Annotated in this window: 24 protein-coding genes; 10 read left to right on the top strand and 14 right to left on the bottom strand. The window is 65.2% G+C overall.

What is annotated here, in order from left to right:
- Positions 1-107: 107 nt before the first annotated feature.
- Complete coding sequence (locus RMN99_RS13020) at positions 108-2,780, top strand: M1 family metallopeptidase (RefSeq protein WP_309623751.1); 2,673 nt, start codon at positions 108-110, stop codon at positions 2,778-2,780.
- Here RMN99_RS13020 and RMN99_RS13015 read toward each other — a convergent pair.
- From RMN99_RS13015 to RMN99_RS13000, 4 genes are all read right to left on the bottom strand, one after another.
- Complete coding sequence (locus tag RMN99_RS13015; RefSeq protein ID WP_309623750.1) at positions 2,777-4,168, bottom strand: ATP-binding protein; 1,392 nt, start codon at positions 4,166-4,168, stop codon at positions 2,777-2,779. The two genes, RMN99_RS13020 and RMN99_RS13015, sit on opposite strands and share 4 nt — an antisense overlap.
- Before the next feature lie 282 nt (positions 4,169-4,450).
- Complete coding sequence (locus tag RMN99_RS13010; protein WP_309623749.1) at positions 4,451-5,182, bottom strand: response regulator; 732 nt, start codon at positions 5,180-5,182, stop codon at positions 4,451-4,453.
- Positions 5,183-5,211: 29 nt separating this feature from the next.
- Positions 5,212-5,796 carry a hypothetical protein gene (locus RMN99_RS13005; protein WP_309623748.1) on the bottom strand — a complete coding sequence of 195 codons (585 nt, stop codon included), beginning with the start codon at positions 5,794-5,796 and terminating at the stop codon, positions 5,212-5,214.
- A 198-nt stretch (positions 5,797-5,994) separates the two neighbouring features.
- On the bottom strand, positions 5,995-6,363 hold the full coding sequence (locus RMN99_RS13000; protein ID WP_309623747.1) for a VOC family protein: 369 nt from the start codon (positions 6,361-6,363) through the stop codon (positions 5,995-5,997).
- A 96-nt stretch (positions 6,364-6,459) separates the two neighbouring features.
- Here RMN99_RS13000 and RMN99_RS12995 point away from each other — a divergent pair, with 96 nt between their 5' ends.
- Both RMN99_RS12995 and RMN99_RS12990 read left to right on the top strand, forming a co-directional pair.
- The gene (locus RMN99_RS12995; RefSeq protein ID WP_309623746.1) at positions 6,460-6,687 is read left to right on the top strand and encodes an AbrB/MazE/SpoVT family DNA-binding domain-containing protein; all 228 of its coding nucleotides are present in this window, start codon (positions 6,460-6,462) and stop codon (positions 6,685-6,687) included.
- Between the two features lie 5 nt (positions 6,688-6,692).
- Positions 6,693-7,082, top strand: a complete 390-nt coding sequence (locus tag RMN99_RS12990) for a type II toxin-antitoxin system death-on-curing family toxin (RefSeq protein WP_309623745.1) — start codon at positions 6,693-6,695, stop codon at positions 7,080-7,082.
- Here RMN99_RS12990 and RMN99_RS12985 read toward each other — a convergent pair.
- On the bottom strand, positions 7,069-8,922 hold the full coding sequence (locus RMN99_RS12985) for an aminopeptidase P family protein (protein ID WP_309623744.1): 1,854 nt from the start codon (positions 8,920-8,922) through the stop codon (positions 7,069-7,071). The two genes, RMN99_RS12990 and RMN99_RS12985, sit on opposite strands and share 14 nt — an antisense overlap.
- A 55-nt stretch (positions 8,923-8,977) precedes the next feature.
- Positions 8,978-10,129, bottom strand: coding sequence for a hypothetical protein (locus RMN99_RS12980; RefSeq protein WP_309623743.1), 1,152 nt, complete (start codon positions 10,127-10,129; stop codon positions 8,978-8,980).
- A gap of 78 nt (positions 10,130-10,207) precedes the next feature.
- On the opposite strand from RMN99_RS12980, the gene RMN99_RS12975 reads away from it, so the two are divergent.
- The 3 genes from RMN99_RS12975 to RMN99_RS12965 all read left to right on the top strand — a co-directional run bounded on the left by RMN99_RS12975 (position 10,208) and on the right by RMN99_RS12965 (position 13,315).
- A complete protein-coding gene (locus tag RMN99_RS12975) occupies positions 10,208-12,280 on the top strand; it encodes a S9 family peptidase (RefSeq protein WP_309623742.1) in 2,073 nt (690 codons plus the stop codon).
- 120 nt (positions 12,281-12,400) lie between these two features.
- Complete coding sequence (locus tag RMN99_RS12970) at positions 12,401-12,886, top strand: hypothetical protein (RefSeq protein WP_309623741.1); 486 nt, start codon at positions 12,401-12,403, stop codon at positions 12,884-12,886.
- 18 nt (positions 12,887-12,904) lie between these two features.
- Entirely contained in the window at positions 12,905-13,315 is a 411-nt protein-coding gene (locus RMN99_RS12965; RefSeq protein WP_309623740.1) for an acyl-CoA thioesterase, read from the top strand.
- Positions 13,316-13,723: 408 nt separating this feature from the next.
- Here RMN99_RS12965 and ald read toward each other — a convergent pair whose 3' ends face one another.
- Positions 13,724-14,839 (bottom strand): alanine dehydrogenase, encoded by a 1,116-nt coding sequence (gene ald, locus RMN99_RS12960; RefSeq protein WP_309623739.1) that lies wholly within the window; start codon positions 14,837-14,839, stop codon positions 13,724-13,726.
- A gap of 128 nt (positions 14,840-14,967) precedes the next feature.
- On the opposite strand from ald, the gene RMN99_RS12955 reads away from it, so the two are divergent.
- A complete protein-coding gene (locus RMN99_RS12955; protein ID WP_309623738.1) occupies positions 14,968-15,426 on the top strand; it encodes an Lrp/AsnC family transcriptional regulator in 459 nt (152 codons plus the stop codon).
- Here RMN99_RS12955 and RMN99_RS12950 read toward each other — a convergent pair.
- The 4 genes from RMN99_RS12950 to RMN99_RS12935 are packed head-to-tail and all read right to left on the bottom strand — an operon-like array spanning position 15,423 to position 20,210.
- The gene (locus tag RMN99_RS12950; protein ID WP_309623737.1) at positions 15,423-16,304 is read right to left on the bottom strand and encodes an MBL fold metallo-hydrolase; all 882 of its coding nucleotides are present in this window, start codon (positions 16,302-16,304) and stop codon (positions 15,423-15,425) included. The genes RMN99_RS12955 and RMN99_RS12950 overlap by 4 nt on opposite strands.
- A 21-nt stretch (positions 16,305-16,325) precedes the next feature.
- Complete coding sequence (locus RMN99_RS12945; RefSeq protein WP_309623736.1) at positions 16,326-17,930, bottom strand: HAMP domain-containing sensor histidine kinase; 1,605 nt, start codon at positions 17,928-17,930, stop codon at positions 16,326-16,328.
- Positions 17,931-17,938: 8 nt separating this feature from the next.
- A complete protein-coding gene (locus RMN99_RS12940; protein ID WP_309623735.1) occupies positions 17,939-18,727 on the bottom strand; it encodes a response regulator transcription factor in 789 nt (262 codons plus the stop codon).
- The gene (locus RMN99_RS12935) at positions 18,705-20,210 is read right to left on the bottom strand and encodes a DUF4173 domain-containing protein (protein WP_309623734.1); all 1,506 of its coding nucleotides are present in this window, start codon (positions 20,208-20,210) and stop codon (positions 18,705-18,707) included. The genes RMN99_RS12940 and RMN99_RS12935 overlap by 23 nt, the downstream gene beginning before the upstream one ends.
- A 136-nt stretch (positions 20,211-20,346) precedes the next feature.
- Here RMN99_RS12935 and RMN99_RS12930 point away from each other — a divergent pair, with 136 nt between their 5' ends.
- Positions 20,347-21,147: a kinase gene (locus RMN99_RS12930; protein ID WP_309623733.1), complete on the top strand. Its 801-nt coding sequence runs from the start codon at positions 20,347-20,349 to the stop codon at positions 21,145-21,147.
- Here the strand turns inward: RMN99_RS12930 and RMN99_RS12925 are convergent.
- Complete coding sequence (locus RMN99_RS12925; RefSeq protein ID WP_309623732.1) at positions 21,144-21,443, bottom strand: hypothetical protein; 300 nt, start codon at positions 21,441-21,443, stop codon at positions 21,144-21,146. The two genes, RMN99_RS12930 and RMN99_RS12925, sit on opposite strands and share 4 nt — an antisense overlap.
- Positions 21,444-21,747: 304 nt before the next feature.
- Here RMN99_RS12925 and RMN99_RS12920 point away from each other — a divergent pair, with 304 nt between their 5' ends.
- On the top strand, positions 21,748-22,077 hold the full coding sequence (locus RMN99_RS12920; RefSeq protein ID WP_309623731.1) for a hypothetical protein: 330 nt from the start codon (positions 21,748-21,750) through the stop codon (positions 22,075-22,077).
- Positions 22,078-22,128: 51 nt separating this feature from the next.
- Here the strand turns inward: RMN99_RS12920 and RMN99_RS12915 are convergent, their stop codons facing one another.
- Both RMN99_RS12915 and RMN99_RS12910 read right to left on the bottom strand, forming a co-directional pair.
- Positions 22,129-24,483, bottom strand: a complete 2,355-nt coding sequence (locus tag RMN99_RS12915; RefSeq protein WP_309623730.1) for a DNA translocase FtsK 4TM domain-containing protein — start codon at positions 24,481-24,483, stop codon at positions 22,129-22,131.
- Positions 24,484-24,549: 66 nt separating this feature from the next.
- On the bottom strand, positions 24,550-25,098 hold the full coding sequence (locus RMN99_RS12910; protein ID WP_309623729.1) for a thiamine phosphate synthase: 549 nt from the start codon (positions 25,096-25,098) through the stop codon (positions 24,550-24,552).
- Here RMN99_RS12910 and RMN99_RS12905 point away from each other — a divergent pair.
- Positions 25,097-25,759 (top strand): YggS family pyridoxal phosphate-dependent enzyme, encoded by a 663-nt coding sequence (locus RMN99_RS12905; protein WP_309623728.1) that lies wholly within the window; start codon positions 25,097-25,099, stop codon positions 25,757-25,759. The two genes, RMN99_RS12910 and RMN99_RS12905, sit on opposite strands and share 2 nt — an antisense overlap.
- The last annotated feature ends 62 nt before the right edge of the window (positions 25,760-25,821 follow it).

The following is a 25,821-nucleotide window of genomic DNA, read 5'->3' as shown; positions in this document are numbered from 1 at the left end:
GTCGGGCTGGGTAAGCGCTTCGTCGAACCCGCCGCTTGATTTGATGGAGTGCATGGGGTCTGACGCGACAAAACAATAACAACTGTGTCGCACCCAAGGAGTCCCCCATGCGCCCGCTTCTGATCGCAGCTTCGCTGCTTACCCTGGCCATTGCCGGTCAGGTTCCGGCTGCGGCACCTGCAGCCGATGGCGGCAAGGCCGCGGTCGCCGCGCTGGCCCCGGTGCCGCCGGGCAAGCTGACCGGCGCGGTGCGGCCCTTGGCCTATCGCCTCGACCTAACGGTCGATCCGGCCAAGGAACGCTTCTCGGGCCACGCCGAAATCGATGCGACGCTGACCAGAGCCAGCAATTTCATCGATCTGCACGGGCGCGGTCTGGCCGTGCGGCGCGCTGTCGCCACGGCCCGCGGCAAGGCCTATGTCGGCCGCTGGTTCGAACTCGATCCGACCGGCGTTGCCCGGCTGGTGTTCGATGCGCCGCTGCCGGCCGGCCCGATCAAGCTGAGCTTTGACTATGACGCACCGTTCCAGAACAGCCCGGCGGGGATGTTCCGCGTCAAGGTGGGGAGTGACTGGTACAGCTGGACGCAATTCGAATCGATCGATGCGCGCGCCGCCTTCCCCGGGTTTGACGAGCCCGGCTTCAAGGTGCCGTTCACCGTCACCGTTCGGACCCGGCCCGGTCAGATGGCGGTCAGCAACGCGCCCGAACTTTCCAGCAAGATTGAAAACGGCTGGCAGGTCCACCGCTTCGCCCCGACACTTCCGCTACCGACCTATCTGGTGGCGATGATGGTCGGCCCGTTCAGTTCGGTTTCGGGGACGGTCCCGGCCACCCCGCAGCGCGCAAAACCGCTGCCGATCCGGATTGTAACGACGAAGGAAAACGCCGGCCAGATGCAGTTCGCGCTGGAAGGCACCAAGGGCATCGTCACGCATCTCGAAAGCTACTTCGGGCAGGGTTTCCCTTATCCCAAGCTCGATCAGATCACTTCGCCGATCATGCCCGGCGCGATGGAAAATGCCGGTGCCGATCTGTACGCCGATCCGATCCTGATCATGGACGACAAGGCCTCGACCAGCCAGAAGCGCATCTTCGGCATGGTCGTCGCGCACGAACTGTCGCACCAGTGGTTTGGCGATCTCGTCACCCCGGCGTGGTGGGATGATATCTGGCTGAACGAAAGCTTTGCCAACTGGATGGGCTTCCGCATCGGCGATGAATGGCGGCCCGATCTCAACATCCGGGCCGGCGCGCTGGCCGACGGGTTTGGCGCGATGGGCACCGATGCGCTGGTCGCCGGGCGCGCGATCCACCAGCCGATCCCCACCAATGCCCAGATCGACGAGGCCTTCGATACCATCACCTATGGCAAGGGCGGCCATGTCGTGGCGATGATCGCGGGCTATATGGGCGATACCAAGTTTCGCGACGGGGTGCGCAGCTACATGGCCGCGCACCGCTATGGCAACGCCACCAGCGCAGACTTCTTCGCAGCAATGGCCAAGGTCTCGGGCGATCCGCGGATCGTGCCCGCGATGCAGAGCTTCACCGACCAGCAAGGCGTGCCGCTGGTCACTTTCGCGCCCGATGGCAAAGGCGGCTATGCCGTCAGCCAGAGCCGCTTTGCCCGGCTTGGCACTGTCGCACCGGCAACGCGCTGGGGCATTCCGCTGTGCGTGCGCGCCAGCGGCGGGCAGCGCCAGTGTCAGCTGATGGATCAGGCGCAGACCAGCGTTCCCGCACTGGGCGCTGGCGCAGTGATCCCCAACGCCGGGGGTACCGGTTATTATCGCTTCGAATTGCCAGCGGCGGACTGGGACAAGCTGATCGCCGTGGCCGATGCGCTGCCCGGCGGCGAAGCGCTGGCGCTGGACGATTCGCTTTACGCCAGCTTCCAGGCCGGCCGGGCGAGCGCGGCGCAACTGCTGGCTTCGGCCGAGAAGCTGAGCCACAATCCTGACAGCTACGCCGCCGACGCCGGGGTCGATTCGCTCGCCGCGCTGTTCGGTACCGGGATGCTGAGCGCCGAAGGCGAAGCCGGTTATCGCCGTTTCGTTGCCAAGATCTATGCGCCGCGTCTGGCCGCGATGGGCTTCGATCCGCGCGCCGGGATTTACGCCAAGGAAGATCCCGAAACGTCGCAACTGCGCGAACAGGCGGTCTTACGCCTGGCGCTGACCGCGCGCGATCCGGCGCTGCGGGCCCAGCTGGCCAAGGCGGCGGGTGCCTATCTGGCGGGGGATTCGGCCGCGCTGGACCCGGCCTGGTTCGATACGGGGTTTCGCATCCTGATCGATCAGGGCGGGCTTGGCGCAGCCAAAGCGCTGGCCGAAAAGGCCCTCGCCTCGCAGGATCCGCTGTTCCGCCCCGCCGCACTTGGCGCCATCGCCACAAGCGGCAACGGCGATGTGGCGCGCTGGGTGCTGAGCGGCATGAACGATGCGCGCTTGCGCCGCAGCGAACGCTTCGGGATGATCGGCGGGATCGCCGGCAGCCGCGAAACGCGCGATCTCGGCTTTGAATGGATCAAAAGCAACGGCCAGGAACTGTTCGCCGGTAGCAGCGGTATTTTCACAGCTTCGCGCCTGCCCGGGATAGTCGCCGGGTTCTGCTCGGCCGAGAAGGCCGACGAGATCGCTGCGCTGCTGCGTCCGCGCCTGGCTGGGAAGACCGGCGCGCTGGCGCTTGAACGGACGATCGAGCGGGTGCGCAGCTGCGGCATTCTGAAGGAAGCACGCGGCAGTGAACTTTCGGCCGCCTTTGCTAAAACCAGCTAGATCGGAATTGTGATCGTTGCGGTGAGCCCGGCAATTGTGCCGGCGGCATCGCGGCGGTTTTCAAGCCGCAACGCGCCGCCGTGCTGTTCGGCAATTGCCCGGGCCAGGGTCAGGCCCAGACCCGCGCCGCCGGTGGTGCTGCTGCGCGATGGCTCGCCGCGGGTGAAGGGTTCAAGCATCCGGCCCATCTGGCCCTCGGCAATTCCAGGGCCGTCATCCTCGATCCGGATGACCGCGCGGGCGCCTTCGCGGGCCAGAGAAATCCGCGCCACTTTGCCATAGCGCAAGGCGTTGACCACCAGGTTACGCACCGCGCGGCGCAGCCAGGTCGCGCGCAGCGACAGGACGACCCGCTCTGCCCCGGCGAAGACCACAGGCTCGCCCATGTCTTCGAATTCTTCGGCCACCTGCGCGATCAGTGCCGACAGGTCGGTTGGTTCAAGCGGGTCGCTGGGGCGGCCGACCCGGGCGAGCGAGAGAATATCGTCGAGGCTGCGGGTAATGTCCTCGATCGTCGCCGCCATCTTGGCGCGTTCGGTATCGTCTTCGACGCTTTCGATGCGGACCCGCAGCGCAGCCAGCGGCGTCTTGAGGTCATGCCCGATCGCGCCCAGCATCACGTCCTTTTCATCAAGCAGCGAAGCGACGCGCGCTTCCATCGTGTTGTGCGCCTCGATCAGACGGCGCACGTCGTCGGGACCTTCGGGTTCGAGCTGGTCCTCGGCATCGCGCGTCTGGCCGAAGCGTTCGAGCCGCAGGGTCAGCGCTTTCAGCGGCCTGGTGATCCGCCCGACGATCAGGGCAATCGCGCCGAATACCAGCGCGAAAATCAGCAGCGTCTGGCCGATCAGGCTGGACAGCGGGCGCAGCCCGGTTGGCGGCACCATCACCCGGGCGATCAGCCATTGGCTTTGTCCGCCGAGCCTCACCGCAGCCAGCACGACCGTGCGTGGACGCGCGAGCTGGTGATCGGGACGCAGCCGTTCACGCTGTTCGAAGCGCCGCAGTGCTGCGCCATCATCGCCGATGCGGCGCTGAAGAACCCGCACTTCGGCCACCTCGATCCCCTGTTCGGACAGCACGCGGCGCAGTTCCGCCTCGCCGACAGCATCGTTCCAATCGTTCGGTAGCGGCGCGAACTGCGGGCTGACTTCGAGCCGTATCCCGCGCGGACGGCCGCGTTCGATCTGCGCTACTTCGTCGACCAAAGCTATGTCGCCGCGGACGACCGGCAAAAGCCGCATCGCGGCGGTGTGGATGATCGCGGCATCGCGGCGTTCGTTTTGTGCGCCGTAAACCAGCGCTGCGCTGATCCCTTGCGCCAGCAACAGGGCAAGCGCCACTGCCAGCAGCAGCTGCCCCTTCAGGCTTTTGGGGCTCGAACCCATTACCGGCAGGCCCGAGGCGTCAAATTGGCAAACATATCGGGCCGAAGCGAGCGCCGCAGGGGCTGGTTGCCCCTGCAAGCGAGTTTTGGTTGGATATGGAAGCCATTCTGACGCCTCTTCGGGGTTTGATGAATTTGCCCCATTGCTGCGGCGAGAAGTCTCGAAATATCGACATATTCCATCGCCTTCGCTTCTTGCACTGGAGCAAATTCCTTCAAACCTCGGGCCTGCCGGTAATGGGTTCGAGCCCCGAGCCAGATGCCCCCGAAGCGCGCTGTCATGTCAGGGGCTGGCTTTCACGCGGCGCACTTCGGCGGCCAGCATGTAGCCCCCGCCCCAGACGGTCTGGATCAGCGCCGGGTTCTTGCTGTCGACTTCGATCTTGCGGCGCAGGCGGCTGACCTGGTTATCGACCGCACGGTCGAACAGATGCGCCTCGCGGCCCTGGACCATATCGAGCAGCCGGTCACGGTCGAGCACCTGGCGAGGGTGATCGAGGAAGGCGAGCAGCAGGCGGAATTCGACCGAGGAAATCGGCACCACCACGCCTTCGTGGTCGATCAGGCGACGCTTGAGCGGATCAAGCTGCCAGCCTTCGAATTCATAATGTTCGTCTTCGCCCTGGAGCGGTGCACCCTTGGCGCTGCGGCGCAGCACGGAACGGATCCGGGCGACCAGCTCACGCGGCTCGAACGGCTTGACCACATAGTCGTCAGCGCCGATTTCCAGCCCGACGATGCGGTCGGTCGCCTCGCCCTTGGCGGTCAGGAGAATGGTGGGGATCGCGTGGGCCTCGGTCAGATGGCGGCACAGCGACAGCCCGTCTTCGCCGGGCATCATGATATCGAGCAGCACCAGATCGGGCAGTTCGCCCAGCAGCTGGCTGCGCGCATCGGCAGCGCTGGCCGCCTGACGCACGGCAAACCCCTGGCGGGTGAGATACTCCGCCAGGGGTTCGCGCAGCGCCGGTTCGTCATCGACGACCAGCAGCCGGATCGGGTCGGTACGTTCCATCGTGGATGGCTCTAACCGGTCCGCTCGCTTCAGTTTGCCGGAGGCGGCGACATGTCGCCCATCTGGTGGTCACCATGACCGCCGCGGCCGCCGGGGCGCATGCCCTTCATCTTGCCGCGGGCTGCCTTGCGTTCGGCCGCGCTGAGCGAGCCGTCCTTGTTGGCGTCCATCATGTCGAAATGCTGGCTGGCGCCGGCCAGGAATTCGGCGCGGGTAACGCTGCCATCCTTGTTGGCATCGGCCATGCCGATCATGTGCATGCCCATGCCGGGCCCGCCGCCATGGCGCATCCGCTTGCCATCCTGCGCGGTGTCATCGCGCTTGGGGCCGCGCGCGTGGGCAGCGCCAAATTCATCGCGCGAAAGCGATCCGTTCTTGTCGGCATCAGCCGTATCGAAGCGCTGCACCATGTGCGCGGCACGATCGGCAGAATCGAGCTTGCCATCGCGGTTGGTGTCCAGCTTGTCGAACATTTCGCCGTGCCTGGCGATGAATTCAGCCTTGGTGACGGTCTTGTCACCCAGCGGATCGGCGTCGCTTTGCGGCGCAGCGGCATAGGCAGCACCGGCCAGCCCGATGGCGGCAAGCGACAGGCCCAGGATCTTGGTTTTCATCGGTTCGATACTCCCAAAAAAGGATAAAGCTGGAAGCCGCGCGGGGCGATGGGGAGGGGGAGTCATCGAACAGCCGCGCGGCTTCCGACGCCTCTTCTACCCATGCCTTGTCGCACGCTTATGCCGTGTATGCCAAGATTTGTCGCCAATTGTCGCGGATTGCGCTGACCGTTCATCACACCGCAAGCCGGCCTGCGTTCACCCCATCACGAAGGCATTGAGCTTGTTGCCATCGGGATCGCGGAAATAGCCCGCATAAAAGCCATCGCCGCGCGGCCCCGGCGCGCCTTCATCGGTCCCGCCATTTTCAAGCGCAATGGCATAGAGCCGGTCAACCTGCGCATTGTCGCGCGCCTCGATCGCCACCATCACCCCGTTGCCGACCGTGGCCGCGCTGCCATCATAAGGCTTTGTCGCAGCAATTCCGCAGCCGCCGCCGGGTGTGCCCCAGGCAATGAAGGTTTCAAATTCCATCATCCTTGGCGTGCCCATCTCGGCAGCCAGCGCATCATAGAACTTTGCAGCGCGCGGCAGGTCATTGGTGCCGACGGTGACATATCCGATCATCGAGTTTCTCCAGTTGGATGCTGAGAACATGAAGTGAACATTCGAGTCGTGTCAAGCGGGGTTGGCAAAGGGTGCAGTTTTCGTTATAACACTCGTATGAACATGACCGTCAAGATCACCAAAATCGGAAATTCTGCAGGCATTGTCTTGCCAAAGGAATTGCTTGCACACCTCGACGCCCGAATTGGCGAAGCGCTCACGATCGCCAAGACACCGAATGGCATCGAGCTGAGGACTGCCGACGCCGATTTCGATGCGCAGATGGCCGCAGCACGCGATGTGATGGCCCGGCGCAAACGCGCTCTGCGCGAGCTTGCCAGGTAATCACTATGTCGCAGCAATGGCTTTGGGTCGCGCTCGACGTGGCGGGTTCGGCGCATGCCGAACAGCTTGCCGAACATGGCGGCGGCGAAGGGGTGCGCGATGCCGGTGCGTTGGAAAGCGCCATGGCGCGGCCCGTCAATCTCTCGCATTATGGCGATCCGGGGGTGGCCGAACTGGCCGCGGCTTATGCCTTCGGAATTGCGCGGAACCATCCGTTTGTTGACGGGAACAAGCGGACCGCAGCGGTAGTTAGCGAAACCTTTCTGGTTCTGAACGGTTACGTGCTAACCGCCAGCGACGCCGAGATGGTCGTAGCCTTCGTTGAACTGGCAGCCGGAAACATGACCGAAGTCGAAATGTCGGCCTGGTTCCGCGAATTCATCAGCCCCGGCTGAGCGGCGCACACGCCTCCTTCAACCACGCCAACGCCGCGCTTTGCAGCTGCGGTGCCAGCAGCGCCTCAACCCTCGCGTGATACTCGTCCCACCACTTGAGCTCGTCGCGGGTCAGCAGCGCGGTATCGACCAGCGTGCGGTCAATCGGCACCCAGGTGAGGTTCTCGAACCCGAAATACTCGCCCTCCTGCCCCGGCACATCGCGGGCTTCGACCAGCACCAGGTTTTCGATGCGGATGCCGTATTCGCCTTCCTTGTAATAACCCGGCTCGTTCGAAAGGATCATGCCGGGCATCAATTCGGTGCTGGTGCCGGCTTGCCCGGCCTGCGGCTTGGCAATCCGCTGCGGCCCTTCGTGGACCGAGAGGAAACTGCCCACCCCGTGGCCGGTGCCATGCGCATAGTCGAGCCCGGCGGCCCACAGGTGCATCCGCGCCAGGGTATCGAGCTGCGCGCCGACCGTGCCCTTGGGGAACAGCGCGGTGCCCAGCGCAATGTGGCCCTTGAGCACGCGGGTGAAGCGGTCCTTGTGTTCCGCTGTCGGCTCGCTCAAACCATCTGGCGTCGCGATCCACACGGTGCGGGTGATATCGGTGGTGCCATCGGCATACTGCCCACCCGAATCGACCAGATAGACCGAGGCGGGGTCGATCGCCCGGTTGGTTTCCTCACTCACCTTGTAGTGGCACTGCGCGCCGTTGGGCCCGGCGGCCGAGATCGTATCGAACGACAGATCGCGCAGCACGCCGGTTTCATCGCGGAAGGCCCGAAGCTGCGCCGCCGCCGACAATTCGTCCTGCCCGCCCTTCGGCGCTTCGATGCTGAGCCAGTGGAGGAACTTCGCCACCGCGGCCCCGTCGCGCGCCTGCGAGGCGCGCTGCCCGGCTTGTTCGGCGCTGTTCTTGACCGCCTTGGGCAACACCGTGGGATCGGTCAGTTCGGCCACACTGGCCCCTGCGCCGGCCAGTGCGGCGAAGACCGCCTGCACGGTGCGTTCGGGATCGACCGCGACCTTCTTGCCCGCCAGTGCCTGCAATTGCGGCACGAACATTTCGCGCGGACGGATCGTCACCGCATTACCCAAGTGCGCGCGCAGTTCGGGCGTGACTTTTTCCTCTGCGATGAACAGTTCGGCAGTGCCATCGGCATGGGCCAGCACAAAACTGAGCGCCACGGGCGTGCGATCAACGTCGGCCCCGCGGATGTTGAGCAGCCACGCCACGCTGTCGAGCGCCGAGATTACCGCCGCATCGAGGCCCTTGGCACTCAGCCATTCGGCCACCGCGCTGCGCTTGGCCTCGCTCGGCTGCCCGGCCAGTTGGGTGGATTGGACCAGCGCGGGGGCCGGTGAAGGCGCAGGCTGATCGGCCCAGATGGCATCGATCGGATTGCTCTCTACCGGTACCAGCTGCGCACCTTTGGCCTTCAGCACTGCGGCGGTCGCATCGGCCCAGGGCTTGCCATGCAGCCACGGATCGAACCCGATCTTCGCGCCCGCCCCGGTATTGTCCGCCAGCCACGCGGTGGCCGAAGTGGCCGGGACCGACTGGTATTCGAACAGACGCCCATCAACCTGTTCGCGCACCTGGATGGTATAACGGCCATCGACGAACATCGCTGCCTTGTCTGCCAGCACCGCCGCCGATCCGGCCGATCCGCCGAACCCGGTCAGCCAGTGCAGCCGCTGGGCATAGGCCCCGACATATTCGCTCATGTGCTCATCGGAGATGGGGATCACGAACCCATCCAGCCCGCGGGCGGCAAGTTCATTGCGCAGCGCGGCAAGACGCGCTTCGTGGGCGGTGGCGGCGGGACGCGCGGGCGCGAGAGTTTCGGTCATGCTGCCAATATAAGGCAACCGTTCGGCTTTGGCGAGTGACGGTGCAGCGGGCGGACTATTGCGGCCGCAGTTGCAGGCTGGTCCAGCCGGCTCCGGTGATGGACTGGCCGAAGACATCGCGTGCGGCGGTGAATTTTGCTTCGGTCATGAACAGACGGCAGGCGGCAGCATCGGCGGCGTCGCTGCCCGAACTGTCATAGATCCGGCACTTCTCAGGCTGACCATCTGCACCGATCTTTCCGCCAGCCCGCACCATCTGGGTGCCCATAGCTTGCGGCTGCCACAGTGCCATCAGGCGCGCCAGTTCAGCAGGATCAATCCCGATGCCGCGTGCGGCATTGCCATCCGGCTGGATCACCCGGAACCCCTTGCCTTCAGGGCTGAGCAGCAACGGCCAGCGCCGCACCGGAAAGCGGACAGCCGCATCCCACTTCGGCTTCAGCTTCTTGTGCGCATAATCGCACGCCTGCTTGTCGAGCTTGGCATCGCCGGAAGACAGCACCACCCGACATTCGGGATCGCCGCTTTTGGGATCGGCGACGATCAGGCCAATCGCTGGGCCAACCAACGGAGCACCGCCGGGCGCTTCGACCGGCAGTTTGAAAACTGGTCGTGTCGTTACGCGGCGTAGCCAGCCCCCCGAAGGCGGCCAAGCCTTGAGTCGCGGGTCGAAGTCGCTTGAAGGACTTGGTGCGGGGGCCAAGCCATAGCCCTGAATCAGTGGGCCGCTCTGCGCCGAACGGTAGGTGCTATACTGGAAGCTTGCCTCGAACACATAATGGTCCGCCATGCGGGTGCCATCGCTACGCAGCGCCGGGACCAGCCGTGCGCGCCGGGCCAGCAGCGGGCAGAGCTCTGCAGTCCATTCCGGGGACCGCGCGGCATAACGGAGATCGGGGGCGCAGCCAGTGACCCGGCCTTCGGCGCTGATTGCGAGGATCAGCGTGAGGTTGACCGACTGCGTGGTTTTGCGCCAGGCGGCGATCGGTGCGTCGGTTTCATTAAGCCAATCGGCCGGATCGCCCACTGCTTCAGCGCGGCGGATCAGATCGGGCGGCGAGGCGGGCCACTGCGTCGGTTCACCGGCAAAGGCGAAGACCGAGACCTGCCGAAACGGTTCCTGCACCGGATTTTCAGGCACCTGTGCCATCGCCCCACCAGCCGGGGCAAGCATCGCCAGGATCACACCCGCTGCAACGATCCGCATGCCCGCTCCTCCAGGCTTTTTGCCTCCCGTCAGTAATGCCGTGCTTTTCATGGCGCGACAATCGCCTAGTGAGGCGCGATGAACGAATCCCTTGCCCAGCCTCCCGTCGCTGCCAAAAAGCCCTTCAGCGTCACGCACCACGGCATCACCGTGACCGACGATTACGCCTGGCTGCGCGATCCCGGCTACCCCGAGGTTACCGATCCGGCGGTGCTGGGTCATCTGAAAGCCGAGAACGCCTGGTTCGAACACCGCATGGCCGGTCAGCAGGGGCGGGTCGATGCCTTGTTCACCGAGATGCGCGCGCGGATCAAGGAGGCCGACACTTCGGTCCCGCAGAAGGACGGCGATTACCTCTACTGGATCGAGTTCGAACAGGGCGCCGAATACAAGAAATGGTGGCGAAGGCCGGTGGCTGCCAAAAACGATGGCGGCGCCGACCAGCTGATTCTTGATGAAGGCGAACTGGCGGCGGGCAAGGAATACTTCCGGCTTGAGGCGCTGTCGATCTCGATGGATGGCAGCCGCCTGGCTTATTCGTTTGACGATACCGGATCGGAACGCTTCACCGCGCGGATCAAGGACCTTGCCAGCGGCGCGTTGCTGGCTGACGAGATCGCCGGCACGCTGGGCAGCCTGGTCTGGGTCGCCGGGGACAAGGGGCTGATCTACACCCCGGCCAACGAACAGTGGCGCACCGACAAGGTTTGCCTGCACTGGCTGGGCCAACCCAACGTCGGCGATATCACGCTCTACGTGGAGCACGACGAGGGGTTCCGCGTCAGCGCCGGGCTGTCCGCCAACGAAGCGTGGCTGATCCTGTCCGCCGGAGATCATGAAACCAGCGAGATCCGCCTGGTTCCCGCCGCCGATCCCTTGGCCCAGCCGCTGCTGGTGCGCCCGCGCCAGACCGGCCTGGAGTACGATGTCGATCTGCGCGAACAGACGCTGTTCATCCACACCAACGATACCCACGAAAACTTCCGCCTTGCTACTGCGCCGCTGGCGGATCCCGGCACCTGGACCACGCTGATCGCAGGTAGCGACGATTTTTACCTCACCGGGTTCGACCTGTTCCGCGATTTCTACGTGATCGAAGGTCGGGTCCGCGGACTCGACCGGATCGAGGTGCGGTACTATGACAATCCCGCCCGGATCGAACCGATCCAGTTTCCCGAAGCCAGCTTCAGCGCCGGGCTGGGCGACAATCCCGAATGGGCGATGGACGTGCTGCGGCTGTCGTATGAAAGCATGGTCAGCCCGGCCAGCGTGATCGATTACGACGTTGCCAGCCATGCCATGACCATGCTGAAAGTGCAGGAAGTGCCCTCAGGGTACGATGCCTCGCTTTATGTTACCGAGCGGCTTGAGATTGCGGCGCGCGACGGCACGCTGATCCCGGTCTCGGTGATGCAGCGCCGCGACCGCGCGGGTGGCGGCCCGCTCTATCTCTATGGCTACGGCGCCTATGGCATTGCGATGGAACCGGGCTTTTCGACCACGCGGCTCAGCCTGGTCGATCGCGGCTTTGCCTATGCCATCGCGCATGTGCGCGGCGGGGATGATCTGGGCCGCGCCTGGTACAAGGCCGGCAAGCTGGAACAGCGCACCAATACATTCGGCGATTTCGTCGATGTCGCCAAAGGGTTGATCGCGCGCGGCCTGACCGAGGCCGGCAGGATCGCGATTGCCGGCGGATCGGCCGGCGGCGAACTGATGGGCGCGGTGATCAATTCCGATCCGGGGCTGTGGGGCGCGGTGGCAGCGCACGTGCCGTTCGTCGATGTGCTCAACACCATGCTTGACGCCACCCTGCCGCTGACCCCGGGCGAATGGCCCGAATGGGGCAATCCGATTGAGGACAAGGCCGCGTTCGAACTGATCCAGTCCTATTCGCCCTACGATCAGGTGCGGGCGCAGGCCTACCCGCCGATGCTGGTCACCGCCGGGCTCAACGATCCGCGCGTGACCTATTGGGAGCCCGCCAAATGGGTCGCCAGATTGCGCGAGCTGAAGACTGACCACAACGAACTGCTGTTCAAGACCAACATGGGCGCGGGGCATGGCGGCAAATCGGGGCGGTTCGAAAGCCTGAAAGAGGCGGCCGAGGAGTTTGTATTCATCCTGTGGCAGCTGGGGGTGGAGGGGTGAGACAAATCCGGCGCGCGCTTGCGTTGAGGAACCGGGCCAACTATCCTCTGGGCTCCGGGCTGTAGCAGCTCCCGGTGAGGCCAATCGCCCAATGCTGCGCGCTGATTTGCCGGAGGCGCTATGCGTAAGAGCACAAGCGCGGGGTTTTCCCGCCGAGCCGTAATACTTTCGTCCGCAGCACTGCTTGTCGCGGCCCGGGCACCGGGGAAACGGGCACCGCGGATTCTGTTCGTGTGCCTGCATGGGACCGTAAAAAGCCCGATTGCCCGCGAGCTTATGCGCAGTAGCGCCAAGGCGCACGGGATCGCTGTGCAGGTCAAATCACGCGGGATCGAGCCCGAAGAAGGCGCGAGCGCAGACGTTGCCGCTGCCTTGGTGCGCGATGGCATCGATGTCCGCCGGGATCGCTTGCACCGCTTGACCAAGGCTGACATCGCCTGGGCCGACAAGGTGATATTCTTTGATCCGCTGCCGTTCGATGCCAGCGGGAAGGACCTGCGCGACTGGCGCGATACACCGTCGGTCAACCAGCACTATCCTGAGGCGCTTGACCAGATTCGCCGCCGGATCGCGGCGCTGCTTGGCGAACTGGCGCAGCGCCGCTGAAGTGGTTACGCCTTGGCCATGACCAACCGCCACAGCTTGACCTTCACCGCATCCCCCTCGCACATCGACGAGCTTGGTCACGTCAACAACACCGTCTGGGTCGACTGGATCCAGCAGATCGCCGTTGCCCACTGGGAAAGCGCCGCCTCACCCGTGCATCAGGCGCAGTACTTCTGGGTCGTGACCCGCCACGCGATCGACTACCGCGGCAATGTGGGGCTTGGCGAGAGCGTGGAAGCGACCACTTTCATCCCCTCGGCTCCAACCGGCGCGCGGTTCGACCGGCGGGTCGATTTCCGCAATGCGGCGGGCAAGGTTATTGTCAGCGCGAACACCACCTGGGCGATGCTCGAACGCGCATCGGGCCGGCTGGCACGCGTGCGCGACGATGTGACCGCGCCGTTTCGGCCATTCGGGGATGAAGCCTAGTCCCCCTCCCGCTTGCGGGAGGGGTCAGGGGTGGGCCAGTCGGCACCGGCATCACCCACCCCCCAGCCCCCTCCCGCAAGCGGGCGGGGGAGCACGATTCTCCTTCAATTCGTCCTGACCCGCGAACCTTCAGCCGAAAGAAGCGTTTTCCTACTTCGCGCCGCTCTGCGACATTGCGGGGCCATGACCGGTTTCAGCCCCTTTTTGCTCTCCCCCCGCTGCGCCGCCGCGAATCTCACGGGTGAGCGAACCGCGCGCAGGGACCGGGCTTTTTATTTTCAACGCTCGTCCAGAATGCCCGAATCGTGCCAACCAAACCCGGAAAAGCGACTGCCAGGGCTTGTTGGAAGAAGCGGACTCAGTGTCAACTGTGTCAACTTCCCAGCCCGGGCCGAAAGGTCGTCCTTGCTATCCCAGCAGCTCGGCCACCGGCGTGTAATCATACCCCAGCTCGCCGGCGACGGCTTCGTAGGTCACCTTGCCGCCCGATACGTTGAGCCCGGCGGCCAGATACGGATTGGCCTTCAGCGCGGCCTGCCAGCCAAGGTCCGCAATCCGCAGCGCATGCGGCAGGGTGACGTTGTTGAGCGCATAGGTGCTGGTCCGCGCCACCGCGCCGGGCATGTTGGCGACGCAGTAGTGGACGATGCCATCGACCAAATAGGTCGGATCGGCGTGGGTGGTGGCGTGGCTGGTTTCAAAGCAGCCGCCCTGATCGATCGCGACATCGACCAGCACCGCGCCGGGCTTCATGCAGCCCAGCATGTCCCTGGTCACCAGCTTGGGTGCGGCGGCGCCCGGGATCAGCACCGCGCCGATCACCAGATCGGCCTCGCAGATCATCTGTTCGATATTGGCGCGGTTGGAAAAGCGCGTCTTGGCGCGGCTTTCGAAGTGGATCCCGAGCCGTTCAAGCACTTCGGGATCGCGATCAAGAATGGTGGTATCGGCGCCAAGGCCGACCGCCATCTGCGCCGCGTTGAAGCCGACCACGCCGCCGCCGATCACCAGCACCCGGCCCGGCAACACGCCCGGAACCCCGCCCAGCAGCACCCCGCGCCCGCCGTGCGCCTTTTCGAGCGCGGTGGCCCCGGCCTGGATCGACATGCGGCCTGCCACCTGGCTCATCGGCTTGAGCAGCGGCAGCGAGCCGCCCGGGCCAGTCACGGTTTCATAGGCGATCGCGGTGACGCCCGACTTGACCAGATCGGCGGTCTGTTCAGGATCGGGGGCCAGATGCAGATAGGTATAGAGCACCTGGCCCTCGCGCAGCATTGCGCGCTCGCCGGCCTGCGGTTCCTTGACCTTGACCACCATTTCGCAGCCGTCGAAAATGCTCTTGGCATCGGACTTGATCACCGCGCCGGCCGCGGCATAGGCCTTGTCATCGGCGCCGATGCCGAGCCCGGCGCCGGTTTCGACCCAGACTTCGTGCCCGTGGCTGACCAGCTCGCGCACGCTTTCCGGGGCCAGGCCCACGCGGTATTCGTGGTTCTTGATTTCCTTGACGGTACCAACGCGCATGGAGTGCTCCTTGTTCTGGCGTAGAGAATACGCGCGAGCGCGGCGAATGTTTCACCAATCTTTACCTATGCATCGCGTCTCTGCGGTGATATTTCCCGGATTATCTACCAGTATCGGGATTATTTGCCGTGGACCGTAATGATGTGCTGATACTCGAAGCGCTCCAGAAGGATTCGTCGCGCTCGATCGCTGACCTCGCCGAGCTGGCGGGCGTATCGGCTTCAGCCTGCCACCGGCGGATCAAGGTGCTGGAGGCAAGCGGCGTGATCACCGGCTATGCTGCGCAGATCGATCCCCACGCGCTCGGCCTCAAGCTGCAGGCCTTCGTCGAGATCACGCTGACCAGCCAGAGCCGCGAGGCGATGGAGCGGTTCGAGCGCGCGGTGGCCGATTTTGACGAGATCCTCGATTGCCACCTGATGGCCGGACAGGCCGATTACCTGCTGCGCGTGGCGGCCAAGGACCTCGAACAGTACGACCACATCCACCGCGATTGTCTCGCCGCGCTGCCCGGCGTCTCCGCGATGCGCTCTGCCTTTGCGATCCGGCGGATCAAGCGCTGGCGCGGTTATCCGGTGGGGAGTTAAAGCTCAAACCGGAAGGCTGCGCCTTCGCGCCGGATTCTGCCCGCAGTGGGCGCAGCATAGTGCGTGCCGATCACCAGAAATTCGCCGTCTGCCCATTCCCCGAAGCGCTGCCAGCGGGTCCGGGCTGAAGCGGCCTGATCGGTATCGAAATTGGGCGACCAATCGGGATAGGGCAACTGGCAGGGATGGTGCGACATATCGCCGGTGATTACCGCGCGCTGGCCCTGCGATTCGATCATCACGCTGACATGGCCCGGGGTATGCCCGGTGGTGGGGATAAGCCGCACTTCGTCTGACAGCCGGTGATCGAGCGCGACAAATTGCGCCAGCCCGGCATCAATGATCGGTTGTACCGAATCCGCCATGATCTGGCGCTGATTGTCCTCGTCAAAGGCCATCCAGTGATCGAATTCGGCCTGGGCAAACAGATAACGGGCATTGGGGAACGTGGGCACCCAGTTGTCCCCGTCGAGCATGGTATTCCAGCCGACATGATCGACATGCATGTGGGTGCAGACCACCATATCGACACTTTCGCGCTGCCACCCGGCCGCGGCCAGGTTGTCCAGGAACGGCGTAGACAGCGAATTGCCGCCAAGAAAGCCGCGCGGCTTGTCATTGCCGATACAGGTATCGACCACCAGCCGCAGCCCCGGCGCTTCGACCAGCAGCGCATGGATCGACAGCAGCAGTTCGTCAGCCTCGGACACAAAATCGGGATAGAGCCAGGGGTGACGGCGCAATGCCTCCACTGTGGCCACGGGCAGGAAGGCCGCGTCCTCACCGACTTTCACCCGCATCGGCATCTCGACGATGCGGGTAATGGCAACGTCGCCTACTTGCCAGCGCAGTGCAGATCCGGCTTCTTGCAACGCCATGATGTTCCTCTCCCCAATCGGCTAGCCTGCCACCGGCAAGGTCAGCACAAAACACGCCCCGGCGCCAGTCTCGCCAAGCTCCAGCGATCCCCCGCGCCCTTCAGCCAGCGCCCGTGCGATCGGCAGGCCGAGCCCGGTGCCGCCGTCTTCGCGGCGTGAGGTGAAGAACGGGTCAAACACCTTCACCCGGTCAGCCTCGGGCACGCCGGGGCCATTATCCGTCAACGCGATTGAGGCAAAACGGCCGCGGTGACCGGTGGTGATGGCCAGCGCGGAGGCACCCGCTTGGCGGGCGTTCTCGATCAGCGTGGCGAGCACGGTCTCGAGCGCTTCTTCCTCGATGGCGAGCGCGGGATAGTCGGGCTCGATCGTGGCCGTAACCGCGAAATGCGCGGTGGAGTGGGCGCTGGTCAGGCGGGCAAGCACGGCGGGAAGGGCGGCGCGGGATTGATCACCGGCGCGGGCCATGTCGGCCCCCATGTCAGCCTGGGCGAGTTCCATCAGGCGGCTGACGAGGCGCGCAAGGCGGTCGGCATCGCCTTCGATGTTGGAGAGGAATTTGGCGCGTTCCGCGTCGCTCATCGTCGCGCCGTGGTCTTGCAGCAGTTCGATCCCGCCGCGAATGCCGGCCAGCGGCGTCTTGAATTCGTGGCTGAGGCTGGCGGCGAAATCGCGCAGGTACCGGCTGCGTCGGTTGATCGCATCGGCCATCGCCGCGAAATCGGCATTGAGGCTGCGGATCTCACGTACTTCCAGCGTCGGCGGACGCAGGCTGGCGCTGCGGCCCTGCGCCAGCGCGCGGGTGGCGGCGGACAGGCGTTCGACCGGCACGACGATAGCGCGGGCCAGCACCGCGGCGATACCCAGCAGCAGGCCGAAAATCACGATTACGCCAGAGGCGATCTTGCCCCAGTCCTCCCACATCCCCCGGAAAAGGGCGCTGGGCGAACGCGAGACCAGCACCACGCCGACCACTTGCCCGCCCACAGTAATCGCGCGGGCATGGTGCAGGCGGATATCAGTCGCCGGGCTGAGCCAGTGGAGCAGCCAGCCGCGCCGGTAGCTGGAGTTATAGCGCATCACGGTTTGCGAGCCGCCGGCCAGCGCCGCTTTGACCTCGGTCAGCCGGCCCAGCGAAAAGCCAACCTGCGGGCCGGACACCATGGTTCCTTCACGGTCTAGCAAGACGATCGAGGCCAAGGTCGAGTTCTTGGTCTCAGCCAGCGCCGGGGCGATCCGCCGCGCCGCTTCAAGCGCGGCGGGATCAGGCAGCAGCGCGGCGCGGGCCGCGCGCGGACGTTCGGGCAGGATCGGGGTAGAGCGCAAGTCGATCCCGGTGGCGAACGCGGCGGCGTAGGGGTCGAGCCGCCCCTCCTCGCGCGGGATCACCGCATTGGCCGGCGGCGCGGCAGCGGGCGGCGCGCCCGGCCAAAGCAGCGCGGTGGCTGCGCCAAGTGCGGCGGCCTGCGCCGAAACCTCGGCCTCGGTGCGGCGCACCAGTGCGTTTTCGTAGACCCGCAGGCTCAGCGCCGCGAGGCCCGGCAAGGCCGCGGCGAAGACCAGCACCGCCAGCAGCAACCAGCGCAGCCGCGGGACCGGCCAGACCCGCCGCGCGGTGCGCCGCATGCTGGCAATCAGCCGCCGGATTTGGCGCCCCCGGTGCCCGAACCACCGCTGCAAGGGCCCAGCCGGTAGCCGACCCCGGCGCGGGTTTCGATCACATCGTGCGCGCCGACCTCGCCGAACTTGCGGCGGATGTTGCGGATGTGGCTGTCGATCGTGCGATCGGTGATGGCAAAGCCGGGGCCGTGGAGCTGGTCGATCAGCTGGTCGCGGCTGAGGATGCGCCCCGGTGCCCCGGCCAGCGCACGGACCAGGTTGAACTCGCTAACGGTCAACGCCACTTCGTCCCCCTGCCAGCGCGCCACCCAGCCCTCGATGTCGAGGCTGAGCAGGCCTTTTTCGACTGTGCCCGCCGCTCCGGCCGCGGGGGCGGCATCGGCGCGGCCGGAGCGGCGCAGGATCGCATTGGCCCGCGCCACAACTTCGCGCGGGGAAAACGGCTTCACCACATAATCGTCGGCACCCAGCTCGATCCCCAAGACCCGGTCAAATTCATCGTCGCGGCTGGACAGGAACAGCACCGGCACATCGCCCTGGCTGCGCAGGCGGCGGCAAACTTCCAGCCCGTCCATCCGCGGCATGTTGATATCCAGCACCACCAGATCGGGGGCATGGCGCGCGGCGTCGCTCAGCGCTTCTTCGCCGTCACCCGCCGTGCGCACCGCGAACCCGGCCTTGTCGAACGCAAAGGCCAGCACTTCGCGGATATGCGGATCATCATCGACGAGGAGCACGGTGCGGGTCATCGCGGCCATTGTCGCCGAAGTGGGGGCAAGGTCAATCGCGCAGATCATTTGCATTGCAACCTACTCCAAAGGTATCGGGATAGGTGGCCTTGCCAAGCGCAAGCGAGCGGCCGAGGCGCAGCTGGCCTGCAAGCGTCCACCAGTGGTACTTGATATCGCTTTCGCTGCGCGCCTGAGCCTGCGCGCGCAGTCCGGACACGGCTGGCCATGACGGCTGGTGCTGTGCCAGGTGGTCCAGTGCAGGCAATGCTGCCGGGCCAAGCCGTTGCAGATAGCACAGGTCCAGTTGCGCGCCGTCGCCATCGATTTCGCGGGCATGGCGCACGTTCCAGCTGGCCGAGACTGCGCCGAGATCGACGAAGCTGACCACGCTGAGCAGCAAACCTGCACTGGCCAGGTTGGCATTGATCAGCCAGCTCAGCGGCTTGGCGTGCAGCATCCGCACCAGCACCAAGACCAGTCCCACCGCCACCAAGGCCATCCACAGCAGCGCGGAGATCCGCAAGGTCGTCAGCGAATAGGCCTGAACATAGTCCCAGGTGCGCCAGGCCGCGCTGAACACCAGCACCACGTTCTGCGCGATCCAGACGGCGACCAGCCAGCGCACCAGCGGGCTGGCAGCGGTGCTCGAACCGGGGCGCGAGCTAACCAACACGAACAGCGCGGCGAGCAGCGCGGTGGCAACCAGCGGATAGGCGCCGCGGTGGGCATAGTCGGCCAGCGTGATCCCTTGCGGCAGCGCGGCGGCGCCCGAAAGATAGGCCATATCCATCAGGTTCTGCACCGCAAACAGCGCGTTGAACACCGCCAGCGAAAGCGTGATCGAGGCCAGCGAGAAGCCCGGCAGCGTGACATCGCCGGTGGCATCCAGCGTACCGAGCAGGCGGCGCGGCGGGCGCGGGCGCAGCACACCCCAGGCAAACAGCGCGAACACCCCCCAGGTGATCATCCGCGGCAGCAGGTCCCAATCGAAGGCGGGCAGGCTCAGCGCGGCCAGCAGCGCCGCGATCACCGGGTTGGCCTGGGCAAACAGCGTGACAAACAGCGCCCCGCCCGCCAGCGGCAAGGCCAGCAGCGGGATCACCCGGCGCAGGCCCATTTGCCCCGTCGGTCGTTTGCGGCGGACCTTGCCGAGGACCGTCAGGTCGATCAGCGGGCCGAACAGCGCTTTGAAACCATGCGCCCAGAGCCGCTGGAACCAGCGCCAGCCATCATCGAACCGGGCGGTTGCGGGCAGCAGCGTGGCCATCCCGATCGCGATCCAGAACAGCACGAAGGCGAGCGCGCCGGGGTTCCAGACCAGCGCGCAGGCGAACAGCACGGCCGCGCCAAGCGCCACCAGCGCGCGCCTATCGCGCCGCACTGCCGGTCGCCCGGCCAGCAGCGCAAGGCATAGACCCAGGCCGAACAGCCCCTGCACCCCGCCGACCTGCTCCCAGCGCCAGAACACTGTATCGCCCAGCGCCACCAGGCCCGCCGCAAGAGCGATCTTGAGCAGCAGCGAGCCATCCCAGCGCCGCGTGGCCAGCATTTGCATCACGTCTGTCCTCCCTGTTGACCTTGCGGTCTTGCATTGGCGGCCAAGCAGCACGGATGGGGCAGGCGTTGAGCGGGCCAAGCCTTTTCGGTGCAGGCCATGTGCAGGGGCGCGGCCCTGCGCTAGGATCGCCCACATGGCCGGACCCGACCCGCACCTGCTTGACCTGCTCTGCCGCCGGATCACCGCTGCGGCGGCGCAGCATACGGGCCTGCTCGTGGTCGGTATCTGCGGGGCGCAAGGGAGCGGCAAGTCGACGCTGGTCGCGGCGCTGGCGGCCAGATTGAACCAGCAAGGAACAGCCTGCGCCGCGCTATCGCTCGATGATCTTTACCTGAGGCGGGCCGAGCGGGCGCAGCTGGCGCGCGATGTCCACCCGCTGCTGGCTACGCGCGGCGTCCCCGGCACGCATGATGTGGCGCTCGGCATGGCCACGATTGCGGCGCTCGATCGCGGCGAACCGGCGAAGCTACCGCGCTTCGACAAGGGCCGCGATGATCGCGCGGATGAAGCTGACTGGACCTGCGCGCCGCGCGGTACGCAGGTGCTGCTGCTGGAAGGCTGGTGCGTTGGGGCCAGGCCGCAGGGCCAAGTTGCGCTGATCGAACCGATCAACGCACTGGAAGCCGCTGAGGATCGCGAGGCGATCTGGCGCGGCTATGCCAACGCCGCCCTGGCCGGTGCCTATCAGGACCTGTTTGGCCGGATCGACCTGCTGATCCTGCTCGCCGCGCCGGGCTGGGACGTGGTGGCCAAGTGGCGCGAGGAGCAGGAGCAAGTCTTGCGCACCGCCGCCGCACCGCGCGCCATGGACCCGCCCGAAATCGCGCGCTTCATCCAGCACTACGAACGCCTGACCCGCTGGATCCTTACGGAATTGCCGGGCCGGGCGGATTTGTTGGTGCGGCTAGGTGCCAAGCGCGAAGTACAGCGCTAAAGTGCTGACGCTATATGCGAAACGACATTGTCACGCGCATCAACCATGGCAAGCTCCAAACCCTTGCTTCGCCCCTTCATTGCAACCCCAAGCAAAGCAATCGCGTGCCTGACGATTTCAGTTCGTGGCAAACCAGTTTGGGCGACCAACGCGTTCAAGGTTGCGTTTTGCATTCCAGGGAGGATGAGGTTTATCCGAGCGCTAGCGGTTGCATCCAACTCGTCAATTGCGATGTCTGGACCATTTGTTCGCCCAGCAGAACGTAAGGTCTTTTTGGGGTTAACTTTGGTGCTCATAGTCTGGCTCCCATAGGTTCGATGGCCTCCAAATTTCGACATGCCGCACATTCGCGTGGCGCGTGAAAGGTCGACATTAAGCGGTTGAAGCGCAATACGCAACTACCTTGCGTGCCTCATAGCGCACGTATAAGACACTTCATCGCGCATCTGGAAGCCAGTATTCACCACCTCCATGCGTCATATCGGTGACATGCTATTGAAGGTCGTCTGTTTTTCGGCTATCAAGCGATTCGCAGAGCATTGGGGGGCGAATAACCGAAGTAAGCGTGTTGGGCGATCTCGTTAAAAGGAATGCCGGCCAATGTTTAAGGACGAAGCTGACAGCGGGCCTAACTGGGGCGAAGCCAACACATTGCGGCTCATCCTTGAAATGGTCCCCGATCTTAAATTGAAGGTTGAATTGCTCAAGATGACGCCGACCACCATCGCGCGATTCCAGCTTGCACTAAGGCAAGCTTACGACTTTGCGACAGGCTGTGATCCGGCCATGGGAATGCTGGTTCGTCGGATCAAAATCACCCGCGGCGATTTCAGGTTTTGGAAGGCCGAATGGCACAGCATGCCAGATGCCAACATGATCTTTGCTGCAAACAGCACGGAATTCTTTGTCGCCGAATTTCGCGGCTTTTGACGCAGCCAGCACACACATGATGAACGAAGCGCGCAAGGGGCAAGACTGGCGCTAAAGCGGGCTGCCGTCCTTGTCGCGGTAGATATCCCGCCGGCCAACATGGTTGGCCGGGCCGACGAAGCCATCGCCCTCCATCCGCTCGACCCATTTGGCGGCGGTGTTGTAGCCCACGCCAAGTTGGCGCTGGAGCCACGAGGCGCTGGCCTTCTGGCTTTCGAACACGATCTGGCAAGCTTGACGATACTTGCGTTCGTCCGGGCTGTCCGATGCGGTGGCATCCAGATCATCGAAGCCGAAACTTCCGTCTTCGGGCTCTTCGGTCACGCTATCGACGTATTCTGGCGTGCCTTGGGCGCGCCAGAAATCGGCGATCTGTTCGACTTCCTCGTCCGAAACGAACGGGCCGTGGACGCGTTTGATCGCGTCGCTGGCGGGTTTGTAGAGCATGTCGCCCTTACCCAGCAGCTGTTCGGCGCCCTGTTCGCCCAGGATCGTGCGGCTGTCGATCTTGCTGGTCACCGCGAACGAAATCCGGGTCGGCAGGTTAGCCTTGATCACGCCCGTAATCACGTCGACTGAGGGGCGCTGGGTGGCCATGATCAGGTGGATGCCCGCCGCGCGGCTTTTCTGCGCCAGCCGCTGGATCAGCACTTCGACTTCCTTGCCCACGGTGACCATCAGATCGGCCAGTTCATCGACGATCACCACGATCTGCGGCAGCACCTGGTAATCGAGCTGGGTTTCCTCGAACAATTCCCCGCCGGTTTCGGGATCGAAGCCGATCTGGACCCGGCGGCCCAATGGCTTGCCCCTGGCGATCGCCCCGGTGACCTTTTCATTGAAACCGGTGATGTTGCGCACCGAAAGCTCGCTCATCTGGCGATAGCGCCGCTCCATTTCCTCGACCGCCCATTTCAGCGCGCGCACCGCCTTGGCAGGTTCGGTGACAACCGGCGAGAGCAAGTGCGGGATATCGTCGTAGCTCTTGAGTTCGAGCACCTTGGGATCGACCAGAATCAGCCGGCATTGCGCCGGGGTCAGCCGATAGAGCAGCGACAAGAGGATGCAGTTGAGCCCGACCGACTTGCCCGAGCCGGTGGTGCCCGCCACCAGCAAGTGCGGCATGGTCGCCAGATCGGCGACGATCGGTTCGCCGGCGATATCCTTGCCCAGAATGATCGGCAACTGGGCCTTCGAATTGGCGAACTTTTCGCAGGCGACCAGTTCCTTGAAGCTGACCGTCTGGCGATCGGCATTGGGCAGTTCGATCCCCATCACCGTGCGCCCGGGGATCGACGAGATGCGCGCCGAAATCGCGCTCATGTTGCGGGCGATATCTTCGGCCAGGCCGATCACCCGGCTGGCCTTGGTGCCGGGCGCGGGTTCCAGCTCGTACATCGTCACCACCGGGCCGGTGCGCACCGCATCGATCGTGCCCTTGACGTTGAAATCGTCGAGCACGGTTTCGAGCAGGCGGGCGTTGCGCTCCAGCGCCAGCTTGTCGATCTTTTGCTGCGAGGCGGGCGGCGGATCGCGCAGCAGATCAAGCGAGGGGAGCCGATAGGCATCGAACAGATCGCGCTGGCGCACGGCGGTGGCGCCGGGCTGCGCGGGCCGCGCGGCCCGGGCCGGATCGGTGATTTCAGGGGCCCGGCGCGCAGCGGCAAGCGGCTGAACCGGCTGGCCATGGTCTTTTCTGGCGCGCGGCGCGGCGGTGGAAATGAAATCGCCGTCGCTGAGGTCGGTCCGCGGCGCGCGGCGCAGAAAGCCCGGCAGGGTGATCAGGCTGGCCCAGTCGATCGCAAACACCCGGCCCGCGATCCATGCCCCGGCAGCCAGCATCACCAGGCCCGCCAGCACCGTGACGACCCAGGCGAAACCTTCGCCAGCGAAAGCGGCCAGCCAATGCACCGCGCCAGCGCCAAGCAGCCCGGCAACACCGCCCCAGCCTGCCGGATAGGCATCGCCGCCCCTGGGAATGGCGAGTGCGATCGTGCTGGCGATCAGCGCCATGGCGAACAGCAGCAGCCCGATCGGGCGCCACCAGGCATGGTCGGCATGCGGCAGATCGAGGTCTTCTTCTTCGACGAAGCGCCACAGCTTGCGCGCGAAGACATAAAGCAGCGGCAGGAACAGCACCGAAATCCAGCCGAACAGAAACAGCGCGCGTTCGGCCACCCAGGCCCCGGCCCCGCCCATCCAGTTCAGCACCGGACCGCCTGCGGCAGTCGAAGCCGAAGGATCGGTCTGGTGATAGGATACCAGCGCGAGAGCAAGGAACACCATCGCCCCCAGCAGCGCCGCCGCACCGCCGATTTCGGCGCTGCGCCGCGCGGCGCGCTTCATCGCCGCACGCCAATTGACGCGCGCGCCGCGATGGCTGGCCGAAGTCGGTCGTGTGGCCATGTGCCTGTTGCTCCCCTGGTCTGGTCAGGCGTTATGCGCCTTGCCATGACTCGCCGTCAAGAATCCTTAGGATTCCAAGGATTCGGTTTGCCGCAAAAAGGCATCGATCCCACCCCAGTGCCGCCATTTGAGCCGCAGCGCGGTGGCTGCGTTCATTCCGCCAAGCGCAATCACGGGCGCCTTGGCTCGCGCCGCCAGCATGCGGAATTTCAACGGACCCAAGCTGACCGCGCCGGGGTGCGAGCGGGTCAGATAGACCGGAGACAGCACTACGGCCTGTGCCTGCCCGGCCCGGCCAATCTCGCGCAGCGAATGGACCGGGACGAGATCACCGCGCGGACCATAGGCCAGATTCGCACCCCAGCGGCGGGCCAGGGCCTTGCTGCCGGCCAGCGCCACCACGTGGCCGCAGGCCCGCGCCAACCGCGCCAAACGCACGAATTCGGCGCGTCTTTCGCGCTCGTTCAGGTGATAATGGCGGAATACCAACCCGCTCCCGCGCGGCAGGCGGCGCAACGCTGCACCAAGCCCGGCAGCATTGCGGGCATCGCTGAACAGCCAGATTGCAGGCAGGGGCTTCAAACGCGGCACCACTTGGCTATAGCACCGCGCCATGACCGATCCAGCCGTCCTGCTCGCCGATGTCCACGCCCGCATCGCCCATGCGGCCAAAGTGGCCCAGCGCAAAACCGAAGAGGTGACGCTGATCGCGGTCAGCAAGACCCATCCGGCCGAGGCCATCGCCCCGCTGATCCTGGCGGGCCAACGCACGTTCGGCGAAAACCGCGTGCAGGAAGCGGCGGACAAATGGCCCGCGCTGCGTGAACGGCATCCCGGCCTTGAACTGCACCTGATCGGCCAGCTGCAATCGAACAAGGCCGATGAAGCCGCCGCGCTGTTTGATTGCATCCACGCGCTCGACCGGCCCAGCCTGGTCACCGCGCTGGCCAAGGCGATGGACAAGGCCGCCAGGCAGGTGCCGTGCTTCGTCCAGGTCAATATCGGTGCCGAGGAGCAGAAAGGCGGCTGCGCGATTGCCGAACTGCCCGCGCTGCTGGCGCAGGCGCGCGATGCGGCGTTGCCGGTGATCGGCCTGATGTGCGTGCCGCCAGCGGGGATCGAGGCCGCGCCGTTCTTTGCCTTGCTTGACAAGCTGGCCGCCGATCACGGCCTCGCCGGGCGCTCGATGGGCATGTCGGGCGATTTCGAAGTGGCGGTGATGATGGGCGCCACCCACGTCCGCGTCGGGTCGGCCTTGTTCGGCGCGCGCGGCTAGAGCTCTCTTCTGCAGTCAACACCGGCCCGCTCCCCCGGCCCGACCACCCTCAGGGTACCTTA

Origin of the sequence: Novosphingobium sp., from assembly GCF_031417815.1 — a bacterium.
GTDB lineage: Bacteria > Pseudomonadota > Alphaproteobacteria > Sphingomonadales > Sphingomonadaceae > Novosphingobium.
Note: the sequence above shows the minus strand (reverse complement) of the source record. Positions and strands in the feature narration are given on the sequence as shown.

Bases quoted from the DNA above. Each gene is read 5' to 3' on its own strand.
- RMN99_RS12990 (WP_309623745.1), top strand. From the start codon at position 6,693: ATGTCGCAGCAATGGCTTTGGGTCGCGCTCGACGTGGCGGGTTCGGCG.
- RMN99_RS12995 (WP_309623746.1), top strand. From the start codon at position 6,460: ATGAACATGACCGTCAAGATCACCAAAATCGGAAATTCTGCAGGCATT.
- RMN99_RS12975 (WP_309623742.1), top strand. From the start codon at position 10,208: ATGAACGAATCCCTTGCCCAGCCTCCCGTCGCTGCCAAAAAGCCCTTC.
- RMN99_RS12915 (WP_309623730.1), bottom strand. From the start codon at position 24,483: ATGGCCACACGACCGACTTCGGCCAGCCATCGCGGCGCGCGCGTCAAT.
- RMN99_RS12945 (WP_309623736.1), bottom strand. From the start codon at position 17,930: ATGCGGCGCACCGCGCGGCGGGTCTGGCCGGTCCCGCGGCTGCGCTGG.
- RMN99_RS12985 (WP_309623744.1), bottom strand. From the start codon at position 8,922: ATGACCGAAACTCTCGCGCCCGCGCGTCCCGCCGCCACCGCCCACGAA.
- RMN99_RS12950 (WP_309623737.1), bottom strand. From the start codon at position 16,304: ATGGCGTTGCAAGAAGCCGGATCTGCACTGCGCTGGCAAGTAGGCGAC.
- RMN99_RS12980 (WP_309623743.1), bottom strand. From the start codon at position 10,129: ATGCGGATCGTTGCAGCGGGTGTGATCCTGGCGATGCTTGCCCCGGCT.
- ald (WP_309623739.1), bottom strand. From the start codon at position 14,839: ATGCGCGTTGGTACCGTCAAGGAAATCAAGAACCACGAATACCGCGTG.
- RMN99_RS12910 (WP_309623729.1), bottom strand. From the start codon at position 25,098: ATGGCGCGGTGCTATAGCCAAGTGGTGCCGCGTTTGAAGCCCCTGCCT.
- RMN99_RS12930 (WP_309623733.1), top strand. From the start codon at position 20,347: ATGGCCGGACCCGACCCGCACCTGCTTGACCTGCTCTGCCGCCGGATC.
- RMN99_RS12905 (WP_309623728.1), top strand. From the start codon at position 25,097: ATGACCGATCCAGCCGTCCTGCTCGCCGATGTCCACGCCCGCATCGCC.
- RMN99_RS12970 (WP_309623741.1), top strand. From the start codon at position 12,401: ATGCGTAAGAGCACAAGCGCGGGGTTTTCCCGCCGAGCCGTAATACTT.
- RMN99_RS12925 (WP_309623732.1), bottom strand. From the start codon at position 21,443: ATGAGCACCAAAGTTAACCCCAAAAAGACCTTACGTTCTGCTGGGCGA.
- RMN99_RS12965 (WP_309623740.1), top strand. From the start codon at position 12,905: ATGACCAACCGCCACAGCTTGACCTTCACCGCATCCCCCTCGCACATC.
- RMN99_RS13015 (WP_309623750.1), bottom strand. From the start codon at position 4,168: ATGGGTTCGAGCCCCAAAAGCCTGAAGGGGCAGCTGCTGCTGGCAGTG.
- RMN99_RS12920 (WP_309623731.1), top strand. From the start codon at position 21,748: ATGTTTAAGGACGAAGCTGACAGCGGGCCTAACTGGGGCGAAGCCAAC.
- RMN99_RS12940 (WP_309623735.1), bottom strand. From the start codon at position 18,727: ATGCAAATGATCTGCGCGATTGACCTTGCCCCCACTTCGGCGACAATG.
- RMN99_RS13000 (WP_309623747.1), bottom strand. From the start codon at position 6,363: ATGATCGGATATGTCACCGTCGGCACCAATGACCTGCCGCGCGCTGCA.
- RMN99_RS13005 (WP_309623748.1), bottom strand. From the start codon at position 5,796: ATGAAAACCAAGATCCTGGGCCTGTCGCTTGCCGCCATCGGGCTGGCC.
- RMN99_RS13020 (WP_309623751.1), top strand. From the start codon at position 108: ATGCGCCCGCTTCTGATCGCAGCTTCGCTGCTTACCCTGGCCATTGCC.
- RMN99_RS13010 (WP_309623749.1), bottom strand. From the start codon at position 5,182: ATGGAACGTACCGACCCGATCCGGCTGCTGGTCGTCGATGACGAACCG.
- RMN99_RS12935 (WP_309623734.1), bottom strand. From the start codon at position 20,210: ATGCAAATGCTGGCCACGCGGCGCTGGGATGGCTCGCTGCTGCTCAAG.